11 protein-coding genes, 1 tRNA gene and 1 pseudogene are annotated in these 20,541 nt (G+C 61.8%); 2 read left to right on the plus strand and 11 right to left on the minus strand.

What is annotated here, in order from left to right:
• Positions 1 to 115: 115 nt before the first annotated feature.
• The 8 genes and pseudogenes from APH36_RS15930 to APH36_RS15965 all read right to left on the minus strand — a co-directional run.
• Entirely contained in the window at positions 116 to 985 is an 870-nt protein-coding gene (locus tag APH36_RS15930; protein ID WP_060499441.1) for a PoNe immunity protein domain-containing protein, read from the minus strand.
• On the minus strand, positions 985 to 9,912 hold the full coding sequence (locus APH36_RS15935; protein WP_060499442.1) for a hemagglutinin repeat-containing protein: 8,928 nt from the start codon (positions 9,910 to 9,912) through the stop codon (positions 985 to 987). The genes APH36_RS15930 and APH36_RS15935 overlap by 1 nt, the downstream gene beginning before the upstream one ends.
• A gap of 24 nt (positions 9,913 to 9,936) precedes the next feature.
• Complete coding sequence (locus APH36_RS15940; RefSeq protein ID WP_060499443.1) at positions 9,937 to 10,455, minus strand: toxin-activating lysine-acyltransferase; 519 nt, start codon at positions 10,453 to 10,455, stop codon at positions 9,937 to 9,939.
• A gap of 9 nt (positions 10,456 to 10,464) precedes the next feature.
• Positions 10,465 to 12,159, minus strand: coding sequence for a ShlB/FhaC/HecB family hemolysin secretion/activation protein (locus tag APH36_RS15945; protein ID WP_082426404.1), 1,695 nt, complete (start codon positions 12,157 to 12,159; stop codon positions 10,465 to 10,467).
• 233 nt (positions 12,160 to 12,392) lie between these two features.
• Positions 12,393 to 13,682, minus strand: coding sequence for a response regulator (locus tag APH36_RS15950; protein ID WP_060499444.1), 1,290 nt, complete (start codon positions 13,680 to 13,682; stop codon positions 12,393 to 12,395).
• A gap of 139 nt (positions 13,683 to 13,821) precedes the next feature.
• Entirely contained in the window at positions 13,822 to 15,099 is a 1,278-nt protein-coding gene (gabT, locus tag APH36_RS15955; RefSeq protein ID WP_060499445.1) for a 4-aminobutyrate--2-oxoglutarate transaminase, read from the minus strand.
• A gap of 182 nt (positions 15,100 to 15,281) precedes the next feature.
• Positions 15,282 to 16,724, minus strand: coding sequence for an NADP-dependent succinate-semialdehyde dehydrogenase (gene gabD, locus APH36_RS15960; protein WP_015268576.1), 1,443 nt, complete (start codon positions 16,722 to 16,724; stop codon positions 15,282 to 15,284).
• A 236-nt stretch (positions 16,725 to 16,960) separates the two neighbouring features.
• Positions 16,961 to 17,872, minus strand: a pseudogene (locus tag APH36_RS15965) (aryl-sulfate sulfotransferase); the annotation flags it as partial.
• A gap of 248 nt (positions 17,873 to 18,120) precedes the next feature.
• On the opposite strand from APH36_RS15965, the gene APH36_RS15975 reads away from it, so the two are divergent.
• Positions 18,121 to 18,197: transfer RNA gene (locus tag APH36_RS15975), tRNA-Arg, on the plus strand.
• Between the two features lie 292 nt (positions 18,198 to 18,489).
• Here the strand turns inward: APH36_RS15975 and APH36_RS15980 are convergent.
• From APH36_RS15980 to APH36_RS15990, 3 genes are read right to left on the minus strand one after another with little or no spacing between them, the layout of a single operon-like run.
• Positions 18,490 to 18,774: a hypothetical protein gene (locus APH36_RS15980; RefSeq protein WP_003282464.1), complete on the minus strand. Its 285-nt coding sequence runs from the start codon at positions 18,772 to 18,774 to the stop codon at positions 18,490 to 18,492.
• Positions 18,775 to 18,785: 11 nt separating this feature from the next.
• Positions 18,786 to 19,946, minus strand: coding sequence for an Arm DNA-binding domain-containing protein (locus tag APH36_RS15985; protein ID WP_003282465.1), 1,161 nt, complete (start codon positions 19,944 to 19,946; stop codon positions 18,786 to 18,788).
• On the minus strand, positions 19,939 to 20,172 hold the full coding sequence (locus tag APH36_RS15990; RefSeq protein ID WP_003282466.1) for a hypothetical protein: 234 nt from the start codon (positions 20,170 to 20,172) through the stop codon (positions 19,939 to 19,941). The genes APH36_RS15985 and APH36_RS15990 overlap by 8 nt, the downstream gene beginning before the upstream one ends.
• Before the next feature lie 148 nt (positions 20,173 to 20,320).
• Between APH36_RS15990 and APH36_RS15995 the strand changes: the two genes are divergently transcribed.
• Positions 20,321 to 20,533, plus strand: a complete 213-nt coding sequence (locus APH36_RS15995) for a helix-turn-helix transcriptional regulator (RefSeq protein WP_003282467.1) — start codon at positions 20,321 to 20,323, stop codon at positions 20,531 to 20,533.
• Positions 20,534 to 20,541: the final 8 nt, after the last annotated feature.

Raw genomic sequence — 20,541 nt, forward strand, 5'->3', positions numbered from 1 at the left:
GCGCAGGCATGCGAGTCATCCCGAACCGGTCGTTGCAGCGCCGATCAACGGGTGCCTGATGACAAGTGAAGGCAATCCAGGCGCCTGCCTAATCTCAAGTCATCAGGGGTTCCAGTCACTTGCCTAGCAATCTGGCCCAGAACCCACGTTTTTCGCGCTCGGTTACTGGTGGTGATGGCAAATCTGCCTGCTCATGCAAAAGCGCCTGTGGATAATGTTCATGGCCGAGACAAAGCTGATCATCCAGTCCAAATACCTTGACCGCGACCGCAGCCTCGACGCACCAGCGACCAAAATACGCACCGCCAGCAAAGTTCTCATCGCCATAGCGATACCAGTAGGGGTGCTTGAACGCTGCAGCCTGTTTGTACTTGCCAGACCGCGCACCATTGCCGAGCTCGAGATACCAATGGTCAACAAAATCACGCAGCAGACTGGCTTGCTGGGGGCGCTCGGCATCGATCGCAGTTTGCAACCGCCCGTAGGGTTTAGGGTATAGCAACTCGCCGCCAATACACCGCTGTGGCGAACGGGTCGCTATTACGCGATCCAGCAGACTATCTTCACCTTCGTTGCCCACCAACCGGATCAACCGCTGCCACTGCTCGTCGGGAATTTCCAATACCAGCGCCAACGCCACCACCCAGAAGCAGGTAATGTAATGGTCATAGTTAACTCGCCAAGCATTACGGGTGTATACCTGATCTTCGGTCCACTGCTGCGCACCTAATGCCTGAGAGCGCTCCCAGGCATCGAGCAGCCCAGGAAAGTAGCTTGCCAGCGACGGGGTAGGCAGACCCGCCGAATAGCGACGCAACATCTGATGCCAATGATCCTGCGCCAATTCGAACAGATATTGCGGTGCATAGGATGGGTCGCCGAAAGGTTTGCTGGCTGTTTCCCAGCCAAGGGCGATGGATTCCTCACCGAAAGCGACCCACTCCGCCCAGTAGGCAGGATCGCCAAGAGGTGCACGCATTTTCATCACTTGATCCCCAGTAACTTGGAGGTAGCCGTCGGGTCGGCCACGTACTTGCCCGCCTTGTCCAACACCCCGACGGTCACATTGCCAAACGGGTCGGTATGAACCAACCACTTCTCAACGCGCCCGGCAGCCAGCGCTTGCCGGATATTTCTCGCTTCGCGCGCATCACCGCTTACCGACTCCAGAACGCGATTGTAGTTAGTGTTCGCCCCTGTCAACCAACTATCGCTCATCTGCATACCATCCTTGGTCTGCTTGAGCGTTGAAGAGCCAAACTTGTACTCAACAATCAGATAGTCCACATCAGGCTTGTTGACTTTGTACAAGTCATCGATGCCTGTCTGGCCGATGTCAGGCGCCCGACCAATTTTTTGCGCGCCGGGCACGATCTGCTGAATGCGCTCGCCGCCCATCAGGTCGCCAACGATACTTTTCTGTGCATTGCTCAACGCTCGGAAGTCCATGATCGGCGTGCCGTTGGGGTTGAATTGCCCCCCTTTGGCCAAGAGCTTTTCGAAACGCCCCATACCCGCCATGCTTTCCAGGCTGCGGGTGCTCAGCTTGATGCCGACCGTGGCCAACTTCACGCCGCCCTTGGCGATACCACCCGCCCCCGTAGCGATGCTGCCCACCTGCCAGACCAGCTCACCCAGGTCACGTCCGAGCTGCAAGGCCTGGTCGTCCCCGCCCTGCTCAAGGGCCAGTTTCATGCGGTCGATCTTGTCGCTCAGTTCATTGACCACCTGATCACCGAATGCCTCACGGGCTGCGCGATCGGTGACCAAGGCCTTCATGCCATTGAGGCTATCGATAGGGTGGGCGAGCAACTGCGCTATCCCCTGGATATCGCTGAAACCAGCCTCGACCAAGCCAACGCCAATGCCCGTCTGGGTCAACAAGTCCTGCTTCTTGCTGATGAAGCCCCACTTGGCCGCGACCTGCATCTTGGCCAACAAACCGTCCGCCTCATCAACTTCCTTCTTCGCCTGCACCAGCTGCTGTGTCGCCAGCCAGTTGTTATCCACCGCCCCCGAAGCCGCACCCGTCGCAGTCGCGGCATCCAGACCGGTGGTGGCCGCAAGGCCGGTGACCAGGCTGACGATCAGGTTGCGTTTGGCTTCACGTTGGCGTTCGCTTTCGGTCGGGCTGGCTTCGGAGAACAACCCGGTCAGCAAGCTCGACGCTGCCGCGCCAGCCGCGCCGCTGCCACAGCTCTGGCTGCTGGCCGCCGCGCCGGCGCAGGCAACGATGCCGTGCAAGGCCGCATGCAGGGGCGAGCCTTCGACCAAAGTGCCGTTGGCCACCAGGTCACCGATATAGCCAGCGCCTTGCTGCTGTACGTAGTTGACCACCATGCTCTGCAGGAAGGCGCCGTTGCCGGCGCTGATATTGCCGCTGGCAGCCGCCACCAGGGCGGTGGTGATCTGCCGGTAGGTGCCACCGGAGCCCCAGTTGCCAGCAATGCCATCGGCCTGGCCGCGCAGCCTCTGGGCTTCGTTACGCAGGGCCTGCGCGACCTCATCATCGGTGCTGGAGCGCGCCTTGGCGTCGGCCTCGTCGGCGGCTTTGCGTTTGTCGTCAACTTCCTTGGCCTTGTTCGCCAGCAGGGTGCCGGCCTCGTTGGCAAAGGCATTGACGATCTCGAACCCGGCACGAATCTGCTCTTCATCGAAAATCGGCTTGAGCGCGTTGCTGCTGTCGCGATCGCTGGACACATCGCGGTTCAGCTCGGCAACCGTCTGTTCAGCGCCCTTGCCAGTGCGCTCGCGCTGGGCGGCCTCGTCGGTGATCAGGATCGAGCCACCGCTGATGCCGCTGCGGGTCACGCTGCTGGCACTGTCGCTGGCGCTGATCGCGATGGGCAGGCTGGCGCCCAGTTCATCTTCGTTGGTTGGCAGTTCGGTGCCGGGGCTGACCTTGCCGCCCGTCTGTACCTGGCCTTCCTGGTCTTTACCCGCAGCCTTCCAGCCGCCTCCGATATTGAATGTGCTGGCGTCGTATTCGGCCTTGTTGCGGATGTCGCTGCTGGTCAGGCTGGCGGTAACCAGGCGGTTGTTGCCGTCTTGCACGGCCTTGTCGCTGCTGGCAATGACTGCGCCGACCAAGTCGGTGTTGCCGCCCACACGCACATCGAAGCCGCCATCACCGGCCTTGATGCCGGACTGCTCGGTGACGCTGGCGTAGTCCGAGTCCATGTTGGTGCCGCCAAAGTTGGCGCTGGCGCCGTCCACCGACACCGAGCTGACGCCCGCGCAGAACGGCGGGATGCACAGGCTGAGGCCAAAGCCCATGCTGCTCTCGTCAACCTTGAAGGCGTCGGTGTCTTGCAGGCTTTCGATGTTCAGGTCACCGCCCACATCGGCGATCACCTGCTGGCCGCTGATCACCGCGCCGCGCAGGTTGGTGTCGCCACCGGAAATCAAAGTGGCCGTGTTACCGGCCTGCACATGGCTGTTGGTGTGGGTCAGGGTGTCACCGTCGGCTTCGCCACGGTTGCCGCTTACCCCAAGGTCGAGGGTAAAGCCGTTGCGGCTGCCACCCAGCGAAAAGCCTATGCCTACGCTGGCACTGCTGCCTTTGCTGTCGCTGTCCTGCTGGCTGGTGTTGCGTGCGGCAAGCAGGTTGATATCGCCATCGGCCACCAGAGAGGCGTCGCGGCCGGCACGAATGTCGCTGCCCTGCACGGTGATATCGCTGTCGCTACCCGCCCCGCTGGCGTGCAGGCGTACGTCGTTGCCAGCGACGATGGTCGAGCCCGCAGCAGCATCGCTGTGCTGCACCGTGGTGCTCTGCTGCTGTTTGGTACCCAGCGACAGGCTGATGTTGATGCCACCGGCCATGCCCGGGTCTTGCGCGACGGCGGTCGCGGCATTGTTCACCGCCAGTGCCGTGGTCGCCGCCGCCAGCGCCTGCATGCGGCCATCCTCGGTTTTCTTCGAGGCGTCGTGCATCTGCTGGCTGGTCTGGATGGCACTGATGACCGGGTTGGTGATGGTCAGGGTGAAACCGGTCTGCTTGAAGCGTGTTTCACGGGTGCGGTCGGTGGTTTCACGGGCTTCGGTGATTGCAATCTGCTGGGCCAGCACGTCGATATCGCCCTTGGGCGCCATCACATCGCTGCCCACCTGCCGGTACTGGCGGCCGGCGTCGATCAGAATGTCACCCTCCGTGCTGCCAACGGTGCTGGCACGCGCGGTCTCACGGGTGGTGAGGTCCTTGACGCTCTGTTCCTGGGTGCCCAGCGTGACCGCGATACCGCCACCACTGAACAGGCCACTTTTCTTGGTGGCCTTGTCATGGCGCTCGCTGCTGCTTTCGCTGGCGGCTTCGATATTGATATCGCGGTCAGCCGCCAGCATGGTCTGGCTGGTGGATACCACATCGCTGCCGCGCACATTGATGTCGCGGCCCGCCTGCAGGTAAGCCTGCTCGGCACTGAGCGTGCTGCCGCTGGCCTGGCTCTGGCTCACAGTGTCACGCAGGGTGGTGGTCTTGCTGGAGAACAGCCCGTTACTACCCTTGAACTTGTGGGCCTCATCGGCGAACTGGTACTGCTCGGATGCGGCCAGTGTCAGGTCGCGCCCGGCGTCGGCCAGCACCATGCCCTGCTCGCTGCTCAAGGTAGCGCCGCGGGCCGCGATATCCTGCCCAGCCTGGACCCGCAGGTCGCCGGTTGCCTGCACCGTACTGCCCGCCTCACCACGGCTGGCCTCGTTGCGCCAGTTGCTGGAGTTCCACACCAGCGACTGCTGGTGGCTTTCGCCAAGCGTGGTCAGGTTGACGTCACGCCCGGCTTCAAGCTGGGTGACGCCCCCTGCGCCGGTGTTGACCACCTGTGCTGCAGCCAGGTTCAGGTCGTTGCCGGCCGACACCCGCATCGTGCCCTCGGCGCCGCTGACAAACAACCCGGCGACCCGCGACACGTTGGTGCGGCTGCCTTGTTCGCTGCTGCTGTCGCGGGTCAGCGAACGCACATTGATATCCTGCCCGGCTTCGATGGCCAGGCTGTCGGTGGCACCGATCAGGCCGCCGAGGTTATTGAGGTTGTCGCGGGTCTGCAACGACACGTTGTTGGCCTGGATGCGCCCACCGAGGTTGTCGATGTTCTGCGCGGTCAGCGCCATCACGCTGCGCCCACCCAGGCTGCCGCTGTTGAGCAGGTCGCCACTGAGGTCGAGCTTGAGTTGCTGGCCGGCGATCAGGGCACCATTGCCAGTAAGGTCGCCTTCACGTACCCGCACATACACCTGCGGCACCAGCACCTGGCGTGTCTCGCCGTTGGCCAGGGTTACCGAGCGCTGCACCAACCAGACGATATCGCTGGTCAGTTGGGCCATTTGCCCGGCAGTCAGGGCCACGCCCGGCACCAGGTTCCAGTCGTTGGCCAAGGTTACTGCATTATCGATCAGCGCCCGGTACTGGGTTTCGTCGCTGGCATAACCCTCGAGGAAGCGGCGCCCGGTGAGCTGGGCAATCTGTTCGCGGATCAGCTTCTGTTCGTAGAAGCCATCGCCCAGGCGCAGCTGGGTGGTGGCCGGGTCGACCTGCAGGCGGTCGAGCATGTAGTCCGACGACAGCCACTGACGGTAGCTGGTGAAGCGCGGGTCCGACTCGATCAGGTAACCCTGGGTGCCTGCAGGGTTGGTCTGGAACAGGCTGTTGCTCGGCAGCGCCAGGCTCGGCGCGCCGCTGCGCACCAGGTTGGCCACGCCCTGGCCGTCCTCGAGTTTCACCTCTACCACGGCGCCCACCTGGTGCTGCTCGCTGACCTGGGCGTCCACTTGCCCGACTGCCGCGACCTGCTGGCCCACCGCTTGTTGCTCGCGCCCGTTGATCTGGGTGCCGCTGCCACTGATGGTGGCGTGCTCGCCATACTCGGTGGGGGTGAGCTCGATGTCCTGGATCAACGGTGCCGGGCGATAGGCGGTGACGCTGGTGCCTTGGCGATCACGCCCCTTGCGCTGGATACGGTAGAAATTGGTGGCGGTACCGGCGTCCGTGGTTACGCGCTGGCCATCCACCTCGGTGTTGGTCACCGTGGCTGCCCCGGCCTGCAACAGGCCTCCCGCGAGGATGCGGCTCTTGTCGTTGTAAACCGAATCGCCGCTGAAGGTCAGGTTACCACCGGCCAGGATCTGCCCTGGCGCCGAGGTCAAAATACGGGTTTCGGTCACCGTACGGGTGTAGTCGTACCGATTGAAATTGTCGCGGGTACCCGTCGGTGTGCGCAGGTGGTCGACTTCGTCGTTGTAGACGCTGACCTCGTCCGGCCTGTAGCGGTTCGGCGAGCCGCTGATCTGATACTCGCGCAATTGCTCGCTGCTGACCTGCACCTGGGCGGTACTGAAATGTTCGTTGGTGTTGCGCAATGCGGCCACTGCCAGGCGCAGGTCACCCAGCGACTCGACAGTGGCACTGGCATTGCGCAACGCTGCGGCACTGCCGGTGGCATGATCGTCGGCATCGAGTGCACCACCAATGGCCAGATCGCCGGCGCTGAACAACAGCGCGTCTTCGCGGTTGTCGATGGACTGGGCGCCGATGTCCAGTTGCTCGCGGGCAGCGATCACCGCCGCACGCCCCTGCTCGTCACGGTTGTTCAACGCGTTGGCAGAGATGGCCAACTGGTCGCCGTAAATGCGCCCGGTGCCAAGGTTGTCGAGGGTAGCGGCCTGAAGCCGTACGTGCTGGCCGTCGAACAGGCCCCGGTTGGTCAGTTGGCCACCGACGCGCACATTCACTGCAGTGGCAGACAGCTCGCCGCTGGCCTGGTTATCCAGCGCCTGGCTGCTGAGCGCGAGGGTTTTGCCGGCCAACAGCTGGCCGCTGTTGCTCAGGCTGCCGCCAATGGCGATGTCCAGCGTGCCATTGGCCTGCAGGCGCCCGCGGGTGGTCAGGTCGCCCTGCTGGCGCAGGATAAGGTCGCCCAGGCTCAAGGCCTGGCCGCTGCCGCTGAAGTAGGCGGCATTCATCGACAGCAGGCTGCCGGCCAGCAGGGTACCGCTGCCATTGTCGATGCGCAGGCGCGTGCCGTTGCTGTCACGGTCGGCCAGCAACAGCTTGCCGCCTGCCGAAACCAGGCCTGCATCGTTGTTCAGGCCATTGCTCAGGCCCAGGTCGATGTCGCTGTCGGCGCGCAGTGCGCCCGAACGGTTGTCCAGGCTGTCGGCGCGCAGCAGCAGCGACTGGCCTTCAATGCCATGGTCCAGGCCCCCACTCGTGCTGTTGTCCAGCTGCGCCGTGGTCAAGGTGAGCTGCCCGGCGCTGCGCAACAGGCCGTTGCGGTTGTCGACCGTGCTGGCCTGTTCGAGGGTCAGCGCACCGCGTGCCTGGACTTCGCCCGTCTGGTTATCCAGTTGGGCGCCGGTCAGACGCACCGTGCTTTCACCGATGATCTGGCCGTGGTTCACCAAGGTTTCGGCAGCCAGCAATAGGTCGCCCTTGCCGGCGATGAAACCTTGGTCGTTGATCAACTGTGCGCTGTGCAGTTGCACTTCACCCTGGCCGACGATGCCCTGGGTGGTGCCGGAATCGCTATTGCGCAACGCCTTGTCGCCGGTGTCGACCAGCAGGCGGCCACCGGCCTGGATCAGGCCTGCGGCATTGAGCAACTCGCCACTGCGCAAGTCGAGCGTGGCAGCAGCAGCGAGGGTGCCACCGCTGTTATCGACACTTTGACCGCGACTGTCGAGCAACAGGTTTCGACCACTGACCACACCTTGACGGTTATCCACACCCGCTGCACTCAGCTGAATGTCCCCCGTCGCTTCCAGACGCCCGCCCAGGTTGAGCAGCCTGTTATCCAACGTGAGCTGCAAGCCGGCATTCACCGAGCCGAGTACCCCGCCGCTGTTGTCCAGCTGGCCGGCCATCACTTGCATGGCCTGGGTGGCCGCCACGGTGCCGGCCAGGTTGCTCAGGCGCTGGGCCTGGATGTTCAAGGCGCCGCCAGCGTTGAGGGTGCCGTCGTCGTTGAGCAACTCACCCACGTTGAAACTGGCCGCGCCACCGGCGGCAAGCGTGCCACCGCGGTTGTCCAGGTGCTGGGCACTGCGCACTTCGAGGGTACCGCCCTGCGTGGCGATGACCGTGCCATCGCGGGTGTCGAGGGTACGCGTGTCGAGCACCAGCTTGCGGGCCTGGGTCTGCCCCTCGGCGAGCACGGCGTCCTGGGCCGTCAGCTGCAAGGTGCCGTTACTGGCCAAGGTGCCCGCCTTGCCGTCGAGCTGATCGGCACGCACCTTCAATTGCCCGCTGCCAGCGTGTTCAACCTTGCCTTGCTGGTTGTTCAGGCGGCTGGCTTGCAGGGTGAGGTCCTGACCATTGCTGGCGATGCGCCCGCCGTGGTTGTCCAGCGTGCCTGCGGCCTGGAGGCTGGAAACGCCCTGACCTGTCTGCACCAACTCGCCACCGACGTTGGCAATGTGCCTGGCCGTCAGTTGCAGGTTACCCACGTTGACCTTGGCACTGTCGCTGCGCAAGGTGCCACTGGCGCTGGCATTGAGCGTGCCTGCACTGTTGATCTGGCTGTCGGCCAGGTCCAGGTCACCTTGAGTTGCATTGAGCCGCATGTCGCCGGCCTGGGTCTGGCTACCGTGCAGGTCGATGTTTTTGCCTTGCAGGTCGAGCGTGCCGCTGGCATGAACCTGGCCATGGGCCGCGATCTGTTCTGCACGGGCTTGCAGGCGGGCATTGCCACTGGACTTGCCCGCGCTATCGACGCCAGCCGCCAGCAAGGACGCCTTGCTGTTGCTGAGCGTGGCGGCCTGGATATTCACATCGCCTTGGCCAGCCAGCACGCCACTGTTTGTCACGCTACCGGCGCTGGTCACCTCCAGCGAGCCTTTGGCATACGCACTGCCACTGTTTTCAACAGCCGCAGCCGCTACCTGCAACGCACTGGCACTGCTGATCGCGCCCTGGTTGACCAGCTTACCATCGGCGCTGACCACCACGTCACCGGCCATGGCGCCGATTTGCCCGGCGTTGCGCACGCCTACACCGGCCTCGGTGCCCACCAGCTTGATCCTGCCGGCGTACATGCCACCCAGTGCTGCCACATCAATTGCCACTTCCGGCTTGGAGCTGCCGTCGTCTGCAAGCGCAGTAGCCTGGGTGTTAGCTGCATTCACCTGGTTGCGCCCGGCGGTGACTTTCAGATCGCTGGCCCACACCCCGGCGTTAACCTCGACGGTGCGTGCAATCAGGTCGGTGTAGTCGCTGTCACGGGCATCCAGGCCCTTGCCAGTGATGCTCAAGGTACCGCCCTCAACGCGGTAGCCGGTGATCTGGCCATTTTCCAGTTGGACACGCCCGGTGGTCAGCGTAGAGCGGTCAGCGTTGATGAAGCCGCAACCGTCGCAGGTGATACCGGCCGGGTTGGCGATTACCACCTCGGCGCGCTTGCCGGCCACTTCGACATAACCGCGCAACTGGCTGGGGTTGCTGGCGTTGACTTCGTTGAGGATGACGCGCGCGCTGCCATTGCCCAGGTACGGGTTACCTTCGACCCAACCGCCCAATTGTGTCTGGCTGTTGCTCCCGGCGTTATTGAGGATGGCACCTCGGCCATCCACATCGAACTGGTTGTAGGTGTTGTGCGAAACACCGGCTGCACTGGGCGCCTGGATGTTGACCAAAGGTGTGCCGTTGGCGCTTTCCATCACCATCGGCCGCTGGCCGGCCGGAGCCGATGGATCGGCAACAATGCCCGCAGCCCAGGCCGGCGCAGCACTCAGGCTTACCAGGCCCAGGGCGCCCATGACGGCAAAGCGCAAGCGGCCCAAGGTTGCGATGCACTGCCCGGCACCGTGCCCTGGCGCCTGCGTGTTGCCCGGCGCCTTGCCCTGCGCGCTGACATTTTCGGCCACCACCATGAGCAGGCCGCGCGCCTTGTTGAAAACGATCCGGTAAAGGTGCTTGTTCATTGCAATTCCCTTTGCGCTTGCAGGTCAGGCAGCGGTGACGACGGGGTGGGCGGCAAACCAGGCTCGGGCCTGTTCGGGGATCACGCCGATGCCATGAAATGTCTTGATCTTCAGGCCACGCTGTTCGCCCTTGTGGTAGAGCGCACGGGCACAGCTGTTGGGGAACACGCGGCTTAACAACAGCCGGCTCAGTACCTCGGTGTGACCAAACGGTGCAACCCAGTCGTTCACCCACAGCCGCTGGCCGCTGCACCAGTCAGCGTCGTCCATCTCGATGGGCGAACGTGTCAGGTAACGGCGCTCGGCGGCCTCGTCCAGGCTTAGCCACGACAGGTAGAACACCGGCTTGCCACCCTCGCTGCCCAGCACGAACTGGCGGTGCTTCAGGGCCGGCAGCAGCAGGCTCGACAGGGTGTGCAGCGGCACGTCACGGTGCGCTTGGGAATGCATCCACAACCAGGTGGCGCTGCCCAGCGCCGTGGCCTCGTTCCAGGGCTCGTCAAACACGCCAGGGGCTGTGATTTCAAAGGTGTCGAATCGCATGCTGGGCCCTCAGAAAGACAACGCGACGGTAAAGGCACTGGTGAAGTGGGCGGTTTCGAAACCGTCCGGCTTTTTCAGCGGCGTGCCCCACGACCAGTCGTAGGACAGGTTGCGGTACCCGCCGCGTACTCCCACCACAGCGCCGGCCAGGCGCCGGCCAACCAGGTAGTCGGCGGAATTGCCGCCCACCTCGCCGTAATCGATACCGGTGTAGAGCTCCTGGCCGCTGCTGCCCAGGGCCAAGCCCAGTTCGTTGCTCAAAGTCCAGCCGCGGTCGGCGGCCAGGATGTTTTCACCATCGAAGCCGCGCACGCTGTAGCGCCCACCGATGCTGAAGCGATCCTGGGGAACCAGTTCGGTGCGGTTCCACTGTGCGCGCCACGCACCCAGATAACGCCAACGCTGGTCATAGGCGCTGAACGGCACTTGCCACTGGGCATCGGCCAGGATGATTTTCGAGCGCGACGAGCCGTCCCCAATCGCCTCTTCAGGGGCCTCCAGCGAACCATGGGCACCGGTGCCACGGCGATAACTGGCCCCCAGGTCGAGGGTGGCCGGCCCGATAAACTCGCGGTGGTTGAAGCCTGCCTGCCAGCCAGCCATGCGTCGGTGCTGTTGCTGGATCTGCGTGTCATCGATGAAATTGTCGGACGAGCGCGTCCACAGGCTGCTCCACAGCGTGGTCTTGCGCACGGCATCGCGGTATACGAGGCGCGACAGGCGCAGTTCGTTGTTGCGGCTCTCGCCGCGGTACTGGAAGTTCTGGTTAACCCCGGCCACATTCTGGTGGTAGTCGTACTCACTGCTGGTCACCGCCAACTGCCAGTAACCAAAGGGCACCGAGTAATGCAGCGTATGGCCCTTGGAGCCTTTGTCGCCGGACTCGCCACCGCCCAGGTCATGGTTGAAACTGGCGTAGAACAGGTCGTTGAAGCTCAACGGGTTGTCCAGCGACAGCGCTACGGCGCCCTGGTATTTGCCGGTTGTCTTGCTACCGCCGTTGTCCACCGACAGGCTCAGGCGTGCCGGGAAACGCTGGCGCCATGCAATGATCACATCGCTCTCGCCGGGTTTGGCGTTGCTGCCGCTGGCAGGGGCGATGCGGATATCGGCTTCTGCGGTGGGCACGCGCTTGAAGTTCTCCAGCGCTTGCTCGATATCACGCAGGTTCAACAGGTCGCCGGGCTGGGCCGGCATGGCGTTCCACAGATTGGCGCGCCGGCTTGTGCCTTCGGCGAAACGGATATCACCAATACGCCCCGGCAGCAGGGTCAGTACCAGGATGCCGCTGCTCAGGTCTTGTGCTTCGGCCAATACCCGGGTGGTGACGTAACCCTTTTGGATAATCGCATTCTGCATGCGCTTCATCGTGAGATTGATAGCGCCCGACCCCAGGCAGCGCCCCAGCGCGGGGTCACCGTTGGGGTTGGCCGCCGCCAGGGCCCACTGGAACTGCTCGGCGGCGTCGCCGATCAGGCGAATGTCGTTGATCCTGAAGCACGGGGTTTCCCGGGCGGGCAGTATTCCGTGCGCGGTGGTGGGCGCTTCCAGGCGCACATCCGGCTGGGCTTCAAGCTGCTCACGCAATGCCCGTTCGCGCTGCTGTTGGCGCAACAGAGGATCGTCGGCTGTAGCAGCAAGGCTGCTTTGCGCTGCGCTCAGGCAGCCGGCCAGCAGGAGCAGGCGGAGGGCGATGGTAGGCATATCACATCCTTGTGGACCGATAAGTACGGAAGCGTTTATCGGGCGATGTGACGGGCGAGAGCAGGAAAAGTTGCAGCAGATGGGAAGAAAATTGGTGAAAAATAGCTTTTTGTGAAGCAATTCCCACACGAAAAGTCGTGTTTTGTCGCAGCTAACACAACATGAAGCAGCGGCGTGGTAGCGGGTTCAGGGCGCTGCGCGACCACCCTGGGGCGCACAGCGCATGCACACGCTTAAGCGGTCGGCTCGGTTGGCTCGGGGGGCTTCGGTTCGTCGATTTCCAAGGGCGCCTCGGCCAACTGCACGGGTTTCGCTTCGGGGTTTTCCACCTTGCGCAGGCGGCTCAACTCCGGCAAACCCAGCTTGAGTAACCGCGCCGTCTTGCCGCTGGCTACCTTCTCTATCCCTTGCTCGGCCGGCAGCCGCGACAACTGCCCAGCCAGGTTCATGGCCAGAATCTCCCGCGAATAGACGCCACCGCCAAGCTGGTAAATGGCCGCGATCAACTCCCGCAGCGCCAACGGCAAACGCCAGCGGGTACGTAGCGCCGAGCCGAACGCCGCACCAAATTCGACAAGCGACAGCTGCACCTTGTCCTCGTCCAGTTCGCCGCCGGCCAGGCGCCACTCCTGCAGGCAACGCAACACCGCCAGGTCGCCCAGGCAATGCAGCAAACCCGCGCAATAACAACGCCCTTCGTCCAGTTCGAGCATGCGCGCCAAGGTACGGCCATATTCGGCAGTGTGCAGCGACAGGTCCCAGTAACGGGCGGCATGTTCCGCCAGCAACGGGTCGCTGAGGCGTGCGCTGCGCTTGAGGGTCATGCCCAGGATCAGGTTCATGCTCTGGGTACTGCCAAGCTTGTTCAAGGCCTGCAGCAACGTTTGTACCGGGGCGTCACGGTGCAGCGCGGCGCTGTTGGCGGCGGCAATCAACACAGCGGTAACCTGAGGGTCGTTACGCACTTCCTCTTCCAGCACCTTCAGGTTCAGGCCCTGAGGGTTGAGCGCGCGCTTGATCGCTACCTCCACATCCGCCAGCAACGGCCCACCATCGGCAGTAGCGCGGCGTTGCTCAAGGTAGGCCGGCAGGCTGGCACCGGGCTGCAAGGCAGGGGCCGGGCAGGCGATTTCCTCGCCAACCGCCACCAGCAGCTCTTCCAGGCGCTTGCGCAGGTTGTCCAGGTTCAGCGGCTTGCTCAGGTAGGCGGTAGGGTGCAGCGGCAATGTTTCGCGCACGCTGGCGCTGTCGCTGCGGTTGCTCATGAGGATGAACGGCAACTCCGGCCCTTTGGCGCGGACCTTGCGCAACAGGTCCAGGCCGTCGACACCGGCCAGCTCGCGGGCGGCGATGATCAGGTCAGGTTTGTTGGCCAACAGGTTGAGTGCCTGCGAACCGTCGGCGCATACATGCAACCGGGCATCACAGCGTACGCTGAGCAGCATTTCGCTGAGCATGTCACGTACCCAGGGATCGCCCTCGACAATCAGTACGCTTGGTGCGGTGGGGTTTGCAGCGCTCATCGCCAACAGCTCCTGATTAGCCTCACACACAGTCCGTCGCAGCTTCCAAAGCAAATCCTCCGCTAACGATAGCGCCCCATGGCTTTTCTGGGCACAAAAAAAACCCGCCGAGGCGGGTTTTTTTCTGAAGCGTGTCACATCAAGCGAGTTCAGCGAAGCACTCTTCGATGATGGCCAGGCCTTTGTCCAGCAGGGCGTCTTCAGCAGTCAGCGGTACCAGGATACGCAGGACGTTGCCGTAGGTGCCGCAGGACAGCAGGATCAGACCCTTCTCGCGTGCCTTGGCGACCACCTGGCCAACAGCAGCAGCGTTCGGGGTGTGAGTGCCTTTCTCGAAGACTTCGACAGCAATCATCGAGCCCAGACCACGGACGTCGCCGATGATCGGGAACTTCTTCTGGATTTCGCGCAGGCCAGTGGTCAGGCGCTCACCCACAGCCTTGCTGCGGTCCAGCAGTTTTTCTTCTTCGAACACTTCGATCACGGCCAGGGCCGCGGCGCAAGCGATCGGCGAACCGGCGTAGGTGCCGCCCAGCCCGCCTGGCGCGATGGCGTCCATGTACTCGGCCTTGCCGCACACACCGGCCAGCGGGAAGCCGCCAGCGATGGATTTGGCGAAGGTGGTCAGGTCAGGCGCAACGCCCATCTGTTCCATGGCGAAGAAGGTACCGGTACGGCCAGCGCCGGTCTGTACTTCGTCGGCGATCAGCAGGATACCGTGCTTGTCGCACAGCTCGCGCAGGCGCTTCATCAGCTCTTTCGGCGCTGGCAGGAAGCCGCCTTCGCCTTGTACTGGCTCGAGGATGATCGCGGCGATGTCGCGTGGCTCGGCGTCGTTCTTGAAGATGCGCTCGACCGAGGCGATGGCGTCGTCAACGCTGATACCGTGCAGCTCGCTCGGGAACAGGGCGCGGAAGATGCCGCCTGGCATCAGGCCCATGCCAGCGGAGTACGGCACGACCTTGCCGGTCAGGCCCAGGGTCATCATGGTACGGCCGTGGTAGCCGCCGGTGAAAGCGATCACGCCAGCTCGGCCAGTGGCGGCACGGGCGATTTTTACGGCGTTTTCAACGGCTTCGGAGCCGGTGGTGACCAGCAGGGTCTTCTTGTCGAAGTCGCCTGGTACCAGCTTGTTGATCTTTTCGCACAGCTCTACGTAGGGTTCGTAGGCCAGCACCTGGAAGCAGGTGTGGCTGACTTTGGTCAGCTGATCTTGCACGGCTGCAACCACTTTCGGGTGCAGGTGGCCGGTGTTCAGTACTGCGATGCCGCCGGCGAAGTCGATCAGTTCGCGGCCTTCAACGTCGATCACGGTCGAGTTCTTCGCGGTGTCGACGAAGATCGGGTGGATTTGGCCGACGCCACGTGGGACGGCAGCTACACGACGTTGCATCAAGGATTCGTTGGTCTTGCTCATAATGCCCTCATTGCGCCGACAGGAATGGCGCTTTTATTCGGGGGTGGCTGGGAGTGCTCGCGAACAGTATTCGTTGATCGACTGCCGCAAACGCCCTGGCCACCAGGTAATGCGATGTAAAAAAGGCCAGCGAGACGTCGCTCTCGCGCCCCGCTGGCAGAGGTAAAGCCTTTACCGTGCTATCAGACGCTGATGCACAGGTATTTGATTTCGAGGTAGTCCTCGATACCGTACTTGGAACCTTCGCGGCCCAGGCCCGAAGCCTTGATGCCACCGAACGGTGCCACTTCGTTGGAGATCAGGCCGGTGTTGATACCCACCATGCCGTATTCCAGGGCTTCGGCAACACGGAACACACGGCTCATGTCGCGGGCGTAGAAGTACGAAGCCAGGCCGAACTCGGTGTCGTTGGACATGGCGATGACTTCGGCTTCGTCTTTGAAGCGGAACAGCGGCGCCAGTGGGCCGAAGGTCTCTTCCTTGGCGACGGCAGCGGTCTTCGGTACGTCGACCAGGATGGTCGGCTCGAAGAAGTTGCCTTCGATGATCTTGCCACCGGACAGCACCTTGGCGCCTTTGCCAACGGCATCTTCGATGTGTTCCTGAACCTTGGCGACAGCTTTACCGTCGATCAGCGGGCCAGTGGTGGTGCCTTCTTCCAGGCCGTTACCGATCTTCAGCTTGGCAACAGCGGCGGCCAGCTTCTGGGCGAACGCGTCGTAGACGCCGTCCTGCACGTAGATACGGTTGGCGCAGACGCAGGTCTGGCCGTTGTTACGGTACTTGGAGATGATCGCGCCCTCGACCGCCTTGTCCAGATCGGCGTCGTCGAACACGATGAACGGGGCGTTGCCACCCAGCTCCAGGGAAACCTTCTTGATGTCCTTGGCGCATTCTTCCATCAGCTGGCGACCGATTTCGGTCGAGCCGGTGAAGGACAGCTTGCGTACCAGGGAGTTGCCAGTCAGCTCGCCGCCAACTTCGCCAGCGCTGCCGGTAACCACGCTCAGCACGCCAGCCGGGATACCGGCACGGTGGGCCAGCTCGACCAGGGCCAGGGCGGAGTATGGGGTTTGCGAAGCAGGCTTGAGCACCATGGTGCAGCCAGCGGCCAGGGCCGGGCCGGCTTTACGGGTGATCATGGCGGCCGGGAAGTTCCACGGGGTGATGGCCGCGGTAACGCCGATTGGCTGTTTGATGACGATCAGACGCTTGTCTGGCTGGTGGCCAGGGATGGTGTCACCGTAGACGCGCTTGGCTTCTTCGGCGAACCACTCGATGAACGAGGCGGCGTAGGCGATTTCGCCCTTGGCTTCGGCCAGTGGCTTGCCTTGCTCGGTGGTCATCAGGCGAGCCAGGTCGTCCTGGTTCTCGATCATCAGTTCGAACCAGCGACGCAGCTTGGCCGAACGCTCCTTGGCGGTCAGGGCACGCCAGGCCGGCAGGGCCTTGTCGGCGGCTTCGATGGCGCGGCGGGTTTCCGCGGTGCCCATCTTCGGCACGGTACCGATGACTTCACCGGTGGCCGGGTTGGTCACCTTGATGGTCTGGCCGTTGTCCGCATCCAGCCACTCACCATTGATATAGGCTTGCTGGCGGAACAACTGAGCGTCTTTGAGCTGCATGTCGGCTTCCCGAATTGTTGATTGTTGAAAAGCGCCCAAGGCAGGGCATCGAGCGTTTGAAATCTCAAACGAATGCTAAGCGGCTGCTGGGGTGTTGGACAATAGGCTGTTCGAAAAAAAGAACGAATGGTTGAACACCCTATCCGAAATTGCCCGTCAAATGGCCGGTACAGGGTAGACGAACGAGCTGAAAGAAATGTGAAGGGAGGACCGACGGCCCTCCCGGCAGGGATGTATCAGAACGCCTTGGCCAGGTCGATCACCAGTGCCCGGTAGCCGACACTGCCCGGCTGTCGGCTATGCACTTTCAGCTCCACCAGCACCTCCTGGGTCCCACGCCGCACCTCGTTGAGCACGGTAGTGGTCAACTTCTCCGGCGTCAGGAAGTTTACCGAAGCCGAGTAGATGAACTGGGTATCAGTCTCCGGCCAGCCTTGGGGCGAGGCCAGTATCCATTTCACCTGCTTGTCGCGACCGATCTTCGCCACGCCCTGGTGCCGTGCTGAAACGATGATGCTGTCGTCATCGGCGTCGTAGTCGATGGCATTGACGTGCGCCCAGTTGCGCCCGGTGCCCACGCCGGGGGTGTCGCCAAAGGGCAAATCACCTTCGGCCAGTTCATTTGCCAGCCGCTCGTGTTGCTTCTGCACACCTTCCGGCAATTGAATGGCGGCCTTGCCCAAGGTTTCCAGCAAGTCGCCTCGATACGGATCAAGGATCTGGTTGAGGTCCCAGAAGTCCAGCACATCCCCGGCCTCGTTAACCTCGATGATGTGGTCGCGGATCGAACGTACGCGCTTACCGTCCGGGCGGCGATAGTCGCTGGTACCCACCCTTAGCAGATAAGTGCCATTGGTAGTCTCGCGAATTTCATGGGAGAAGTCGGCGAACTTGTCGGGCAGCGTGCGCTGCCAGATACGCCGCCCCAGCAAGTCGTACTTGGAATAGGTCTGGCCCTGGCCCCAGATCAGCTTGCCATCGCGGCGGTTGGAATCGTGGATCTGCTCGATGTCCTGGTACCAGCGCACATCGCCGTTGCTGTCGGCGATCCAGTTGTTGCCCACCTGATCCCATTCCGCCGCACCGCCCAGAGCATTCCATTTGAAGGCACGGCCACCCGGGATGTCACCTTGCAAGTGGTTGAACAGCTAAAGGCGCTTGGAAGGCTAAGGCCAGAACTGATCGCGCTCTGAGCGGGTTGAACACCCTGCCGGAGTGACTTGGCAGGTAAAAACAGCTACAGATCAAGGCGATGGACGCCACCGATTCAGATGGGTATCATGCGTGCGCGTTGCACTCGTAGCTCAGCTGGATAGAGTACTGCCCTCCGAAGGCAGTGATCATCGAGTTGAGAAGGGTGAAGGCTAGTGGTCAAATAGTTCGCCGCAACACATACGCACCTGTAGCTCAGCTGGATAGAGTATTGCCCTCCGAAGGCAAGGGTCGTGGGTTCGAATCCCGCCAGGTGCGCCATATCCTCTTGATTCAATGGCCTTTTTCTAAGGCTTCGCCGCTTCCGCTGCTGAATCGGCGCCCTCCAGCAAAATTCCCTTGATGCCAGCTCTCAGGCTGCGATGAGCACTGCCCTCAGTGTCATCTAGCGGCGGCTTTTCAGGCTGTGCCAATTCTGTGCCCAAAGCGTGCCGCACGGTGAGATGGCATGCCGGTTACTTCGCAGAGATTGAGTATTAGCCACAATCAGGCACAACTCCCAACCCATCTGAAAGCACCTAAGCAGAAGGGGCCTTTCGGCCCCTTCGTTACTTTAGTTGTTGAGCATGCTCTCCAGCTTTTCGATCAGGAAGTCCAGCGGGCTGCGCCCCTCCAACCGTTTCTCGAAGACCTCATTACGGTGATAGGCGACCCAGGTATCGAGCGCCTGGCGGTTGTTCTTCTCGTAGCCGGAGCCAAGGATGCAGACCAGTTCATTGCCGTTGGGGCTCTCGAGGTAGTGGCTCATGGCAGAAGCCAAATGCTTCAAGTACTGGTGTTCACGAGCCTCCATCGCCGGATGCAGGTACGTGACGTTGCTGCGGTTGATCAATTTCATGTGAGTACTCCTCAGTCCTTCAAATTGGCTTGGATCAGATTGTCGAAGGCGCTTCCGTCACGTCGGGTCAAGTTAGGCACGTAGCGCGAGTAGACGCGGAACAGCATCTCTGTAGTTGTGTGGCCCATCTGCCGGGCAATCCACTCCGGGTTTTCGCCTGCAGCCAGCCAAAGGGTCGCAGCCGTATGGCGGGTCTGGTAAGGGCGTCGCTGGCGCAGCCCCAGATGACGCAGCAGCGGAAACCAAACCCTGTTGTTGATGTTGCGGTACGAAAAAGGCGTACCTTCCCGAGAACAGAAGACGAACTGACCACTCCCCGTCTTCTTCTGCTGATCGAGCAGGGCCTTGTACACCGGGCCAGACATGTCGATTTCGCGTTGCGAGCCGTCATTCTTCGTGTAGTCGAGCCGGCCACCGACCCAAGTTTCGCGGATAAGGATTTGCCGCCTCTGAAAGTCGACGAATTTCCACTGCAGGCCGTCGACTTCTCCCGTGCGCATCCCGGTGAAGAAGCGCACCGTGTAGTAGTTGCGGAAGTCCTCGCGCACGGCACCGAGAATCTGCAGCACTTCATCCAGAGTGAACGGCTCCACATCGGTCTTGGGAACCTTCAGCGATTTGATGTTGAGGTACGGTGAAGTAAACTCAAACCGGTCAGCCGCCTCACTAAGGATCATGCGCAATGGCGTCATGATGTGGTTGATTCGCGTCGCTGACAGAGCCTGCCCCTTCAGCCCGGGAACTTTGCCGAGTGCCGAGCGGAAGGACAGGATTTCTGCCTTGGTGATGGCGCTGACTTCTTGTCTGCCGAATGTTGGTAGCAGGTATTTATCAAGGGTCTGACGTACCGTCGTTGTATGTGTGTCGCGCCACTCCACACGCTTTTCGTCGAACCAGCGTTCGGCGAAGTCCCTAAATGGTGGAGTCTTCAATATCGCGCAGCCAGCCCGCAGTCTTGCGAACTCCTGAACCTTGCTGCTTTGCGGAAAGTAAGTGGCATAGTCGAAGCTTCCCAGCGTGATTTCTGCCTCAATACGCTCAAGGATTTTCTCCAGCTTTTTTCGATTGGCCGGCGTATCAGGCAACGTGGTTTGCTCACGGCAGCGTTTGTCCAGATAAGTGAAGTCGAAGAACAACTTCTCGTTGTCGGCACGGGCACGAATCTTACCCATGGCAAATGCCTCCGCCGGCCATAGGTATCAAACTGGAGGTGCGGGAATGCTTCTGCATGTCCTTTTCGATGGCCTCCCAAATGAACAGGATCTTTCGACCACCAAACGGGCGGAAGTAATGGATGCCTTCGAGCAGTACCGAGTCCTTCAGGCGGTTACGGATGGTGCGCACGTCGTACTTCATACGAGTGGCCAGCTCCTCGGTGGTCAGATAGGTGTGAGACATAGCAATGCCCTCTCTGCTAAATTGAACGACAGCGGATTCTTATGAGCTCCTGATAGCTCATAATGATCTCCTGAAGATCAATATAACGCTCATTTTGGGCTTTGCAAGTACAAAATGATCTCTAGAAGATCATTTTTTGGAGATTGAGATGGTCAAGTGCCATTTATCTCGCCTACTCGGTGAGCGGAAATTGAAGATAAGTGACGTGGTTAGGGACACGGGGATCAACCGCGGAACCCTCACGCGGCTCTATCACGAGACCGCGCAACGGGTGGAGCTCAAGGACCTGGAGACGATCTGCCAGTACCTGAACTGTGAGGTGGGTGAGTTGCTGGAACTGCAGGATGATCCGGAGGGCTGAATGCCCTC

The organism is Pseudomonas sp. NBRC 111133 (assembly GCF_001320605.1).
Classification (GTDB): Bacteria; Pseudomonadota; Gammaproteobacteria; order Pseudomonadales; family Pseudomonadaceae; genus Aquipseudomonas; species Aquipseudomonas monteilii.